The sequence below is a fragment of the Polycladomyces zharkentensis genome, from assembly GCF_016938855.1.
In the GTDB taxonomy this organism is placed as follows: domain Bacteria; phylum Bacillota; class Bacilli; order Thermoactinomycetales; family JIR-001; genus Polycladomyces; species Polycladomyces zharkentensis.
The window spans coordinates 57,634-70,173 of the sequence record NZ_JAFHAP010000013.1 but is presented as its reverse complement, the minus strand read 5'-3'; the positions used below and the strand labels follow the sequence as shown (position 1 = coordinate 70,173).

The following is a 12,540-nucleotide window of genomic DNA, read 5'->3' as shown; positions in this document are numbered from 1 at the left end:
GAAAACCATGTGGGCAATATGGATCATACATGCTCGGATAACACCCCCGAATCAGAGAATCGTGCAGCCAGGCGTTTCTCTGATTCGGGGTATTCTTGTTTTCGCCAAGATCAAACGGTGCGAAAATGAAGAACCACGTTTGAAGACAGGGAAGTTGAAAAATAGCGTATTGACATGAAAATGATTATCATTCATCATTGTCAATGAGAATGATTATCATTAGTGATAAATTTGATCAAAAGAGGGTGTTCCAGTTGATAGGGGACCATACCCGAAAATCCGCGAGTGGGATTTCCGATTCGATCGTGGATTGTGTGGGGCGAACGCCGTTGGTTCATCTGAAACGTCTTTTTGGAGACAGGAAAGTTTATGCCAAGCTGGAAATGATGAATCCCGGCGGCAGTATGAAAGATCGCCCTGCCCGGTACATAATCGAACGCGGGCTTCGAGACGGTACGTTCCATGAAGGAACTCACCTGATCGAAAGCACTTCTGGAAATCTCGGAATTGGTCTGGCGATGGCGGCCAAAATTTACGGATTGAAATTCACTTGTGTGGTCGATCCGAAAATCACGCCGACCAATTTGAAGATTCTCAAGCAGTACGGTGCACAAATTGACATGGTGACGGAGCGGGATGAGTATGGTGGCTATCTTCACACGCGGATCAGGCGGGTGAAGGAGCTGTTGAAGGAGATTCCCAATGCTTATTGGATCAACCAATACGCCAATGATTGGAATTGGCAGGCCTACTACCACAGTGTGGGCAGAGAGATTGTGGAGCAGGTGGACGGGCCTGTTGACTATCTCGTTTGCGCCGTCAGTACAACGGGCAGTATTCTCGGTTGTTCCCGACGGTTGCGTGAGAAATTTCCCCACGTCAAAGTGATTGCCGTGGATGCGGTCGGGTCGGTCATTTTTGGTGCTCCTCCGGCTCCTCGGGAGATCCCCGGCATCGGGGCGAGCCGTGTTCCCGAACTGTTGAGTCCGGGGGAAATCGATGAGGTAGTCTATGTGGACGATCTCGAGTCGGCGCAGGGATGCCGGGATCTGCTGGCGCATGAGGGGATTTTCGCCGGCGGATCTTCCGGTTCCGTGATCGCTGCGATTCAGAAAATCATTCACGCCATACCGCCGCACGCCCGTGTCGTAACAGTTCTCCCCGATCGGGGTGACCGGTATTTGGACAGTGTGTATGACGATCAGTGGATGGAAAATCTGTCACGGAAAAAAGTTTCCGTCTGATATGGAAAGGGGTTACCACATGAAACGCGATCATTCGATTTTGTATCTGAGCAGAGAAGATATCGTCAAAATCGGCGGGGAATCATCTGATTTGTATGTACAAGCGGTCAGCAGATCGTTGGAATTGCATGCACGGAAGGATTTTGTCCAGCCTTTGAAACCCTACTTGCGGGTCAACAACAGTCATATTGCCGATCGTATCATTGCGATGCCCGCCTATATCGGGGGCGAGACGCCGGTATCGGGCTTGAAATGGATCGGCAGCAAACACGACAACCCGCGGGTTCGCGGAAAGGAGCGTGCCAGCGGCCTGATCATCCTGAACGATCCCGAAAGCAACTATCCGATAGCCGTCATGGAAGCGAGCTTGATCAGCGGGATGAGAACCGCCGCCGTGACGGTGATCGGGGCGCGATATCTGGCACGTCAGGGGTTTCGCAGCGTGGCCTGTGTCGGGTGCGGTTTGATCGCCGGCATGCAATTGCGTTCGTTGCTGGAGCAATTCCCGGATATTTCGACTGTGCATCTGTTTGACCTCCATCAGGATGCGGCGGCTCGACTCGCGGATGAATTGCGGGAACGCTTCCCCCGTGTGAAGGCAGTGGTGGCTGACAGTGCCAAGGAGGCAGTTCGGGAAGGAGAGGTGATCGTCACCTGCACAGTGACGGATACCCCGTACATTCCCTATGAATGGCTGCAAAAAGGCGCCTTTGTCAGCAATATTTCGATCATGGACTTGCACAAGGAAGTGTTCCTGAAAGCCGACAAAGTCGTGGTGGATGATTGGGACCAAGCCAACCGCGAGAAAAAAATCATCAACCAATTGGTGCTGGAAGGACGTTTCTCCCGCGAGCAACTTCATGCGGAATTGGGAGAGATTTTGATCGGGGCAAAACCGGGACGCGAAGCGGACGACGAAATCATCGTCCTCAACCCGATGGGCATGGCGGTCGAGGATATTGCCAGTGCGCAGGAAGTCTATCAACGGGCGCTGGATGCCAACGTCGGAACGTGGTTAAACCTTTACTAGGACGTGTCTGCTAAATCCGTGAAGGAGAATTGCTTTCCCGGATGAGCGACTTACCAAGCTCGGTCTGGCGAAATCCCGGAGCGCAGCAACCACCTCTAAGCAAGCGGCCATGCGCTCCGGGGAAGCCATTATCACCTGCTTCTCTGCAAAGCGCATGTGAAGCGAGCCGGGAAAGCCATGGGACAGCATTCTCCAGACACGCGCTGGGAGGTGCGGCAATCCATGAGACACGTCTTGGAAGGAGGTTCCCATTTGTACACACCATCGGTCGACAGTGCCACCGCCACCGTTTCCGGTTGGCAAACATTGCGCCAAAAAGCGTCCGAGGCGGTTTTATACGACTTGGTGAATGCGCTGTTACACGAAAATCTCTTCGAAATCATTGATCGGGGCATCGTCACCACGAGCTGTTTGGATGCGGATTCGATCCCGCAATGGGAGTTGGATCAAGGGGAGTTTTATTTCCGTCTGGATGTGGATGCCGCCCGCAGTCTGCTGTTCCGGGTACGTCCCCAACGGTTTATCCAGCCGTATCGACTGAGCCGTCTGCCGGTTCTTCTGGTCTCGAGGGGAACGGAAGGAGTAACAGCGGAATCGCTCGATCCGGCAGGCTTGATGCGCATTTTGGCCGATTCCGTTTTGGATGCGGATCGCGCCGTTTTGATGCCGAATCTGGATGGCTTTCTCGCCGAGTTGGAAGATGCGGTCGAACATACGGCGCTGTCGTTGGAGGCGGCACAATCGTTTTACAGTGAACGGAATGGGTTCCCCCCATCCCCATTACTCCGCATGGAACGTTTGTCCTCACTGAAAGATCGTCCGTTTCACCCGACTTCACGGGCGAAAAAAGGTTGGGACAGCCGTGCTTACAGGAGGTATAGTCCGGAATTCGGCCAATCATTCGGATTGGATTGGGTGGCCGTCAGAAGGGACTATCTGATTCAAGGGGAACGGGCGGCAGCGATCCCGGACCTGCTGCTTCAGGACGATGAGCGTCAGCAGTTGGAAGAAGCGATGGTGCACGCGGGGTTGCATGACAGGGATTATGCGGTTCTCCCCGTTCATCCTTGGCAAATGGAGCACGTATTGCCGGAATTGTTTCGACGGGAGATGGAGAGCGGCGTTTGTGTTCCTCTGATGCGCGGGTTGGGAAAATTTGTGGCCACTTCTTCGGTACGGACGCTTTCCCCCGTGCATGATGACCGATACCATATCAAATTGCCGATCGGCATCTACTCACTTGCCGCACTGCGCATTGTTCCGCCCCGTTACCTGGCCAACGGAGTGAAAGGACAGCGTTTGCTGGAACATTTGATCGAGCGGGAGCCGATGCTGCACAATCGGCTGCATCTCTGCAGGGAAGAGATGTGGTTCGGATTTCATGATCCGCAGGGGGACCCGTTTGAGGACAAACCAGGGCATCTCGCCTGTCTCGTCCGGGAGTATCCGGATCACCTTGTCGGCGATTCGGAAGTTCAGTTGATCGCGATGTCTTCTTTGGCGGTGACGGACCCCGATGGGCAGTTGCCTGTATTTGCCGGGTTGCTCCGCTCCCGGTACGGTCAAACCGATGAGACGGAACATGTATTGAACTTGTTTCGCGAGATTTGCGAGCCGTTGATCCGTACTGCGCTGATCGCGTTTCGATACGGAATGATGCCGGAGATTCACGGTCAGAACGTGTTGCTTGTCATCAAAGGAGAAAGGATCGACGGACTGATGCTGCGTGACCATGACACCGTACGCGTCCATCTTCCCTGGTTGGAGCGCGAAGGGTTGGCGGAACCCGGATATATCGTCAAGCCCGGGACACCCAACAGCTTGATTCTGGAGACGCCCGAGGCGTTGCTCTCCTATTTTCAAACATTGGGGATTCAAGTGAACCTCTACGCGATCATCGATGTCCTGTCACGGGTGTATGCGATCGATGAAGCGTTGTTTTGGCGAGTGATACGGGAGGCGATTGAAACGTGCCTGTCGACGCTCGATTTGCCCGAGACGGTTCGCGATGTCGCGGTCAAACAACTGTTGACCAACCCGACATGGCCGACCCGTCTTTTGATCGGCCCGCTTTTGAAGCGATCTGGTACCGGAGGCGGCGGCATGCCCGCCGGAACCGGAGAAACCCATAATCCGTTGCGGAGTCTGGAAAGATGAACGTGATGTCGGGACGAAAGGCCGGTTTTGCGGTTCTCTGGAGCGGGCAGTTTTTGGCGACAGCCGGGTTGACGGTCATGGTTCCGCTGCTCCCTTTTTATCTAACCCATCTGGGTGTCACCGACCCGGCCGCCAACCGCTTTTGGACAGGATTGTGCGTGGCCGCTCCGGCCGCGACCCTCTGTCTGGTATCGCCCCTGTGGGGGAGAATCGGGGATCGCTGGGGGCGGAAGTGGATGGTCGTCAGGGCCTTGTTCGGCCTCGCCGGTTGTCTGTTGTTGATGAGCTTCTGCCGAACCCCGTTTCAATTTTTTCTCTGCCGACTGCTACAGGGAGCGTTCGGCGGGGTTGTCGATGCCGCTTCCGCTTATGCAAGCTCCGAGGCGCCGAAAGAAGAGCGCGGAAAAGTGCTGGGGATGCTGCAGAGCGCGACGGCGGCGGGTTCCCTGATCGGTCCGCTCATCGGCGGTGTATTGGCGGACTGGATCGGGTTTCGCGCATTGTTGTGGGCCATCGGTGTGTTGACGGGAATCAGCGGATTCGTGGCGGTTGTTGTGTTGCGTGAGACGCAAAAGCCCAAAGCCGAGGAAGCCTCGAACACGCGCGTGTACGGTACATGGGTTGCCTTGATGAGACACGATCGGTTGCGTTCCTTTCTCATCACGGGACTCTGCGCACAAATCGGGGTTTTTGGGCTGGTCGTCGTTTTCGCTCCCTATGTGCAAGGGCTGAGTGGAACGGACGGTCAAGTGTCCACATGGGTGGGCATATTGCAGGCGGTAACATGGGGTGCCAGTATGCTGGGCGCTCCCTGGTGGGGAGTGCAAAATGACCGGCGCAAGGTGGAAATCAACCTGTTTTGGGCGGTATTGGGATGCGCGGTCAGCATTTTGTTGCAGGTGGTGCCCTCCCATGTTATCTGGCTCCTTCCGTTGCGCTTGTTGCAGGGGTTTTGTTTTAGTGCCGTCCTGCAATCGGTGATGTTGGCGGTCACCGAGGAATCGACCAGGGAAAACAGGGGTCTTTGGATCGGAGCGGCCAACTCCTTTCTGGTCCTCGGCCAGATGTTGGGTCCCTTGACAGTCGCCGTGTTCGGGGGATTGTTGAGCAACGGGTGGTTGATCGTGATCATGGGCATGGCGTTTCTCGTCGGGGCTTATGCCCTGACCAGGAATGAGAGCTGGAAATCCGTGGTTCTTCCCTCGATTCAAGTGAGTTTCGAGAGGTGGAAAATAAAAGATGACCGGTAAATCTTTCAGTATGACGGCGGAACCGTCTGCCGACAAAATCGGCATGATGGCAGAAACCGCGGCAATGGAACGATTGTTGAATGCCTATCTTCGGGAGACGGAAACGTTCAACCCGACCATCAATCCGGATCACCCTGCATGGATGGGGTTGCCGGCATCCGTACGGGAAACAATCCAGGAACAAGGGATGCCGATGCGGATTGAGCTGAAGGTGACCGGGGGCACGATTTGGGGGGCTGTCCGCTATCTGTCACCTTTCGGTCACCATCGTTACGGTTCCGCTTTTTGGGTGGAGGAGGATGTCAAAGGGGAGGCAAAAGTCCGTCCAATACAAAACGCCATCGAAATGGCCGGCTTCCTTCTCCGGGAAATGGCTGCCCATCACGCCGAGTCGGGCGACGGAGACGAAAGGGTTCGTATGATGCTCGACCAGATTCACAATTCGATCCGGAAAACGGAGCAATATGTGCGAAGCCGTCTGCAACGTGATCGTTCATTATGGGATTTCACCGGAGAAGACCGGATGTTGGCGGCGGAACAATCATTGGTCTACGGACATCCGTTTCACCCCACCCCCAAAAGCGCGGAGGGTTTTGAACCGGATGATTTGTCCCGTTATGCACCGGAGATGGGAGCTTCTTTCACCCTGCACTACTTCGCTGCGGACCCGGAACTGGTGGAGGAAGTGTTTTTGCGATATGCGGATGAAACGTTGTTTCCCGATCCGGTTTTGAAAGCGGCGAAACGGAAGTTGGGGCCGGAGCGTCAGCACTTCAAATTGTTGCCCGTTCACCCTTGGCAGGCGCAACATGTCAAGCAATGGCCGACGGTGCAACAGCTGATTCGGTCAGGACAATTGGTCGACTTGGGTGAATTGGGAAACCGGGTATATCCGACGTCTTCCGTGCGGACTGTCTGGGACCCCGACCACGTCTTCATTTTTAAATTACCGCTCAATGTGCGCATCACCAACTTCGTCCGGGTCAATCCGCCGGAGCAAGTGCAGCGGACTGTCGATGCCGGCAGGGTTCTCGCCCGTTTGAACGGACAGATTCCGTATGCCGGTTTTACCGTGTTGCTGGAGGATGGATACCGCACACTTTCATTGAAAGAAGCGATGCCGGAGATGAGGAAGCGACTGGCTGAAAGTTTTGCAGTTATCTTTCGGGAGAATCCCATGTTCCACTCCGGTGAAAAACGAACCCAGGCGGCTCCGACCGTGGTGGCGGCTCTTTTGGAACAACCTCCTTCGGCAGCTGAAGCTCCCATCTGGGAAGCGGTGCGTTTGTCGGCAAAGACGGAACAGGCATTGCCGGAACTCTCTCATGTGCAAAAATGGTTGAAACGATATCTTGAAATCTCATTGGTGCCGATATTGTGGCTGTTTTTGGAACACGGGGTCAGTATGGAGGCGCATGTGCAAAATGCGATGGTCACCATCCAAGACGGTTGGCCCGTCCATTTTTACGTGCGGGATTTGGAAGGCGTCAGTATCAGCCGGGAGCGTGTGGGGAAAAACCTGTTGACCGATGTGGCGGAGAACAGTCCGGCGCTCTATTCGGACCATGAAGCATGGCACCGGCTGAAATACTATGTGTTCGTCAATCATCTGGGTCATCTGATTCATACGTTGGCTTACCATGGCCAATTGGACGAAGTTTCGCTGTGGCGAACAGTTGGTGAGGTTCTGCGGGATTCCGGTTTGTTCGCATCATCGGAACGAAAGTCCTATCTGATGGATTTGCTGGAAGGAAAAAGCTTGCCGGCCAAGGCGAATTGGATCAGTTGTTTCCAAAAGCGGGGGGAAACACCGCTCTATGTGGACATCCCCAACCCGTTGGCCAGTGTGAGGTGGAACTGATGGAGAAAACGGTCGTGAAGGCGTTGCAGTCGGAACAATTGGTATCCGTGCGGCGGCGCATTTTCCGTCAATTGATCGAGTCATTGATTTATGAGGGAATTGTCCGCTATCAGACAGAAAACTATGGGGAAGAGACAATCTATTCCATCGAAGGCCGGGATGAAACGGGAAACCGGGTGACCTATACGTGCTCGGGACGCAAAAGGTTCACGTTTGGTCGCATACGTCTCACCGACCGACCGGTGATGCGCTCCGTCGGGGATGTGACGGCGGAAGCCGAGTCACTGGCGCAATTTTTGCTGGAGACCCGTGAAGCGATCAGAGCCGATGAAAGCCGGTTGGTCCATTTCATCGAAGAATTGGAACAGACCCTGATCAAAGATACACTGGCGCAATACCATCGCTTTCAACAACGGCAATCCTTTGAGGGAAGCGGTTATGACGATCTGGAAGGAAAAGTGATGGACGGCCATCCCTATCATCCCAGTTACAAGTCGCGGATCGGATTTGATTATGTCGACCATTATCGATACGGTCCCGAGTTTCAACCGGACATTCGTCCGTTGTGGCTGGCGGTACGCCGGGAGGAAACCCGTTGGGCTGTTTCCCGGAGTCTCGATTACGATGCATTTCTCTCGGTGGAGCTGGGCCGTGAACAGGTGGAAAGGTTTGCGGAAAAGGTGCGGAGCGAGGGGATGAATCCTGACGATTATCTTTGGGTACCGGTTCATCCGTGGCAGTGGCAAAACCGGATCGTCTCTTCGTTTCATCGGGAATTGCGGGACAAACGTCTGATTCTGCTGGGCATGTCCGAGGATGTGTATCGCCCGCAGCAGTCGATTCGAACGTTGGCCAATTTCTCGTCACCTGAAAAAGCCTATCTCAAGCTGTCCATGAGCATCGTCAATACTTCCACCGGACGTGTATTGGCACCGCATACGGTGGTAAATGCACCGGCCGTCACCGACTGGCTGAAAGGATTGGTGGCCGGCGACCCCTACCTGAAGGACCAAAAACGGGTCGTGCTGTTGGGAGAGGTGATGGGGATCTCGTATGATCCGCCCGCATTGTCCGATTTGGTTCAATCCGCCACTTACGGTGTGCTGGGCTGCATCTGGCGGGAAAGTCTGCATTCCTATCTGAATGAGGGCGAAGAGGCGGTTCCTTTCAATGCGCTTAGCGTGGTGGATCTGGAGAACCGACCGTTGATCGATCCCTGGGTGCGGGAATATGGTGTGGAACCATGGTTGAAGCAGTTGTTGGAGACCAGTGTGCTTCCCATCATCCATCTGCTGTACGCACACGGGGTGGCATTGGAATCCCATGCGCAAAACATGGTACTCATTCATCGGCAGGGATGGCCGAGCCGGTTGGCGCTCAAAGATTTCCACGACGGGATTCGGTTTTCCAAAAATCATCTCGCTGATCCCGGAAAATGTCCCGATCTGTTGGCGACACCGGAATATCATGCCCGCGTCAACCGCAACTCGTTTATCGAAACGGACGATATCCAATTGGTGCGAGATTTTGTGCTGGATGCGTTTTTCTTCATCAATCTCGGAGAACTGGCGATGTTTCTGGCGGATCATTACGGGTATGAAGAAAGCCGGTTCTGGTCACTCACCAGACAAGTGATTGAAACCTATCAACGACAGTTTCCGGCGTTGTGGGAGCGTTTCCGTTTGTTTGACCTGTTTGTACCGACGATCGGTGTGGAGCAATTGACCAAAAGACGTTTGTATCCCGATACGGAATTGCGGATTCATCAGGTGGAAAATCCGTTGCACACTGTGATGGTGACCGGTTGAGACCCGTATCATGTGTCCGCCGCTCCGAATTTCCCGCCGCTCCGCAGCAACAGCCAGGATGGTGTCTGGTCATTCCGTCAGGGAAAAATGTTCCCGGTGAGCAAAGACCCGAGCACGGTCGAGCGAGGACCCGGAAAGCACTGGCATAAAATCGCGAGTGGAGCGCAATTTGCCCGCTTCCTGCTTCGGGACGTAGCGGCCATTGATCTGCTTCCTTGCAGGGCGCAGGCGGAGCGAGTCGGGAAATGTTCAGGCCAGGTTGTTGACAACCCGGAATCATGAGTGGTTCAAGCGTTTTGTCCGCAGTCTCGCCCCGGTGTCACAAAGGGAGCTTCAGTGAATGAAGGGGGAACGAAATGCTCAGAAACAACGCTGTGAAACGCAAATTACAGGAGGGCAAAACGGTCTACGGATTGTTTTCCTCCATTCCCGCGCCATTGATGGTGGAGATGATCGGTTGTGCGGGATTTGATTTTGTCATTATCGACTCGGAGCATGTGTCCATCAATCCGGAGACGTTGGAAAATATGATCCGTGCCGCCGAAGCGGTCGATTTGACCCCCTTGGTACGGGTCCCCGATTGTTCGCCCGGTCCCATCCTGCGCGCGTTGGATGCGGGTGCGCAGGGAGTCGTGGTGCCCCATGTCCGGTCAAAGGAGGAAGCGGAAGCGGCCGTACGGGCGAGTCGCTATTATCCGGAGGGGAATCGGAGTCTGAACAGCGGCCGCCCAGCCGGTTTCGCCAAAATGGATCTGCCCGCCTATATCCGGGTCGCCAATGAAGAGATCATGGTGGTTGTCATGATCGAGGACCGGGAAGGGGTGGAACGGATCGACGAAATTTTGTCCGTGCCCGGAATCGATATGGTTCTGGAAGGAGCCGCCGATCTTTCCCAGTCATACGGAATCCCTTGGCAAACCCGTTCCCCGATCGTGAAGGAAGCGCTGAAACGGGTACAGGAAAGCGCCAGTCGGCGGGGGGTGCCCTACTGTGCCATCCCGCGGGCGGAAGAGGACTTCCCCGGCTTGTATCAGCAAGGAATTCGGGCATTTGTATTGGGAGATGAGAGAGGCGTGTCGTTCCGGGCGATGTCTGCCCATCTGAACCGATATCGAATGAAAGCCGAAGATTTTATCAAGGAAGGGAACCACCGATGAATCGAGTGGAGAAATACATTTTGTCAGAGAGGGAAAACGGGAGCGGATCACTTCCCGCTTTCATTTACGATCTGGATGATTTGCGGGAGCATGTGCGTCGGTGTGTGCAAACGCTCCCCAAGTCTTGTCGATTGTTTTACGCGATCAAGGCCAATTCGGAAGAGCCGATATTGCGTGCATTGGCACCGATCGTTGACGGGTTTGAAGTCGCCTCGATCGGTGAGATCCGAAAGGTCAGAGGGGTTACACCCGATATCCCGATCATTTTCGGAGGTCCGGGAAAAACGGATGAGGAAATTGAAGGGGCGATCGATCATCGCGTTCAACTCATCCACGTCGAGAGTGAACATGAACTGCGAAGGGTGGCCGCCATTGCCGCCAAACGGAATATCACGGTATCGATTCTGTTGCGTGTCAATCTGAAGGGACCGTTGCCCCAGGCCACGTTGGCGATGGCGGGACGCCCGACGCAATTCGGCATCGAGGAAACGGAAATCCCCGATGTGATCCGGTTGGCCCGGCAATTGCCGTCCGTCAGGGTGGAGGGATTTCACCTGCATTCGATTTCCAACAATCTGGATGCGGAACAGCATGTCCGGTTGGTCGAATATTATTGTGATCGGGTGAAGGAATGGGCCGAAATGTTCGGTTTGAACATCTCCTGGCTGAATGCGGGCGGCGGCATCGGGATCAATTATACCGAGCTGGATAAACAATTTGACTGGGATCTGTTTGTTGGACGGTTGGATTCCATGTTGGCAACCAAGTGTCCGCCCGGTGTCACCGTCCTTTTCGAGTGCGGCCGGTTTTTGACCGCCGCTTGCGGCTTTTATGCGGTGGAAGTGTTGGATATCAAAAAAAATCATGGGAAGCATTTTGTCGTTGTCCGTGGCGGGACGCATCAATTCCGTTTGCCCGTTTCCTGGCAACACAGCCACCCGTTTCGCGTTCTCCCCGTTGAGCGGTGGGATTATCCGTTTCCGAGAAAAGAGCTGACCGATGCACACATTACGGTCGTCGGACAGTTGTGCACACCGAAGGATGTGTTGGCGAGGGATGTGTATGTTTCGCGCGTGCGAATCGGAGATGTGATTCTCTTTTCCCATGCGGGCGCCTATGGATGGGCGATTTCCCACCATGATTTTCTCAGTCATCCGCACCCGCGGCACATCTATCTGGGAGAGAAGGAGAAAGAAGCGGCAGACGGAGGTGATTCCACCCATGACCGATCTGTTGTCCACACTCCAGTTGATTGACGCGGACCAAATCTGCCTGCATGAGGCTCATGAGCCTTCCCGCCTGCACCGTATCTGTGAAGGGATCAAGCGGGAGGGGGTTTTGCGACATCCGCCGCTCGGTATCCGGATGCGGAACGGTCGGTATCTGATCATCGACGGGGCACATCGCACGTGTGCGCTGAAAAAACTGGGGTGTCTCCGGATTCCGTTGCAAGTGGTGACCAAGGACGAGGTGATGTTGGAATCTTGGGAGCACATGGTGCCGGTCGGGGCATGGTTGGACCGTTTGCGGCATCATCCTCGGCTGCGTTGGGAGGAACGGGTGGAAGAGGTGAATCCCGTGGCCGAAGTGGTGGAGCAGGATGGACGGCGGTTTTTCCTGTTGCCGGTGGAAGAGGGCAATCATGATTTATCCCGTCTCCATCTATGGCATGAGGTGGTGGATGCCTACAGCCGGGACTGTGCCGTTCAGCGCTTGCCGCAAGGGTGCGGACAGCTGCCGGACGAAGGGAAGGTGATTCTCCGCTACCCCGTTTGCAGGCTGGAAGAGTTGGAACAAATCGTTTTGAGCGGAAATGTGATGCCGGCAGGTGTCACTCGTTTTGTTGTCAGCGGCAGGTTATTAAACCTTCGCATTCCGTTACACTTGTTGACCCAACCAGTGATGACGGACGAATGGGAAAAACTTTGCCGTCTGTGGTCGGACTCTCTGCGCCTGTATGATGAGCCTGTATATTATTGTGAAGTGTAGGCAATTTTCGTTCGGGGACACCGTTTTCCCTATCGCTTCTCTTT

General features: G+C 54.7%; 9 protein-coding genes. All 9 read left to right on the top strand.

Features of this window, described 5'->3' with window-relative positions; translation table 11 throughout:
• Positions 1-245 precede the first annotated feature (245 nt).
• Positions 246-1,244: a 2,3-diaminopropionate biosynthesis protein SbnA gene (gene sbnA / locus JQC72_RS13660; RefSeq protein WP_335342474.1), complete on the top strand. Its 999-nt coding sequence runs from the start codon at positions 246-248 to the stop codon at positions 1,242-1,244.
• 19 nt (positions 1,245-1,263) lie between these two features.
• Entirely contained in the window at positions 1,264-2,274 is a 1,011-nt protein-coding gene (gene sbnB / locus JQC72_RS13655) for a 2,3-diaminopropionate biosynthesis protein SbnB (RefSeq protein WP_205496590.1), read from the top strand.
• Positions 2,275-2,496: 222 nt separating this feature from the next.
• Positions 2,497-4,431: an IucA/IucC family protein gene (locus JQC72_RS13650; RefSeq protein ID WP_205496589.1), complete on the top strand. Its 1,935-nt coding sequence runs from the start codon at positions 2,497-2,499 to the stop codon at positions 4,429-4,431.
• The gene (locus JQC72_RS13645) at positions 4,428-5,681 is read left to right on the top strand and encodes an MFS transporter (protein ID WP_205496588.1); all 1,254 of its coding nucleotides are present in this window, start codon (positions 4,428-4,430) and stop codon (positions 5,679-5,681) included. Before JQC72_RS13650 ends, JQC72_RS13645 begins: the two co-directional genes overlap by 4 nt.
• Entirely contained in the window at positions 5,671-7,542 is a 1,872-nt protein-coding gene (locus JQC72_RS13640; protein WP_205496587.1) for an IucA/IucC family protein, read from the top strand. Before JQC72_RS13645 ends, JQC72_RS13640 begins: the two co-directional genes overlap by 11 nt.
• Entirely contained in the window at positions 7,542-9,350 is a 1,809-nt protein-coding gene (locus JQC72_RS13635) for an IucA/IucC family protein (RefSeq protein ID WP_205496586.1), read from the top strand. Before JQC72_RS13640 ends, JQC72_RS13635 begins: the two co-directional genes overlap by 1 nt.
• Before the next feature lie 356 nt (positions 9,351-9,706).
• The gene (locus JQC72_RS13630; RefSeq protein ID WP_205496585.1) at positions 9,707-10,507 is read left to right on the top strand and encodes an HpcH/HpaI aldolase family protein; all 801 of its coding nucleotides are present in this window, start codon (positions 9,707-9,709) and stop codon (positions 10,505-10,507) included.
• On the top strand, positions 10,504-11,763 hold the full coding sequence (locus JQC72_RS13625; protein WP_205496583.1) for a type III PLP-dependent enzyme: 1,260 nt from the start codon (positions 10,504-10,506) through the stop codon (positions 11,761-11,763). Before JQC72_RS13630 ends, JQC72_RS13625 begins: the two co-directional genes overlap by 4 nt.
• Complete coding sequence (locus JQC72_RS13620) at positions 11,729-12,496, top strand: ParB N-terminal domain-containing protein (RefSeq protein WP_205496582.1); 768 nt, start codon at positions 11,729-11,731, stop codon at positions 12,494-12,496. Before JQC72_RS13625 ends, JQC72_RS13620 begins: the two co-directional genes overlap by 35 nt.
• Positions 12,497-12,540 lie beyond the last annotated feature (44 nt).

Bases quoted from the DNA above. Each gene is read 5' to 3' on its own strand.
- sbnB (WP_205496590.1), top strand. From the start codon at position 1,264: ATGAAACGCGATCATTCGATTTTGTATCTGAGCAGAGAAGATATCGTC.
- JQC72_RS13650 (WP_205496589.1), top strand. From the start codon at position 2,497: ATGAGACACGTCTTGGAAGGAGGTTCCCATTTGTACACACCATCGGTC.
- JQC72_RS13645 (WP_205496588.1), top strand. From the start codon at position 4,428: ATGAACGTGATGTCGGGACGAAAGGCCGGTTTTGCGGTTCTCTGGAGC.
- JQC72_RS13640 (WP_205496587.1), top strand. From the start codon at position 5,671: ATGACCGGTAAATCTTTCAGTATGACGGCGGAACCGTCTGCCGACAAA.
- JQC72_RS13635 (WP_205496586.1), top strand. From the start codon at position 7,542: ATGGAGAAAACGGTCGTGAAGGCGTTGCAGTCGGAACAATTGGTATCC.
- JQC72_RS13630 (WP_205496585.1), top strand. From the start codon at position 9,707: ATGCTCAGAAACAACGCTGTGAAACGCAAATTACAGGAGGGCAAAACG.
- JQC72_RS13625 (WP_205496583.1), top strand. From the start codon at position 10,504: ATGAATCGAGTGGAGAAATACATTTTGTCAGAGAGGGAAAACGGGAGC.
- JQC72_RS13620 (WP_205496582.1), top strand. From the start codon at position 11,729: ATGACCGATCTGTTGTCCACACTCCAGTTGATTGACGCGGACCAAATC.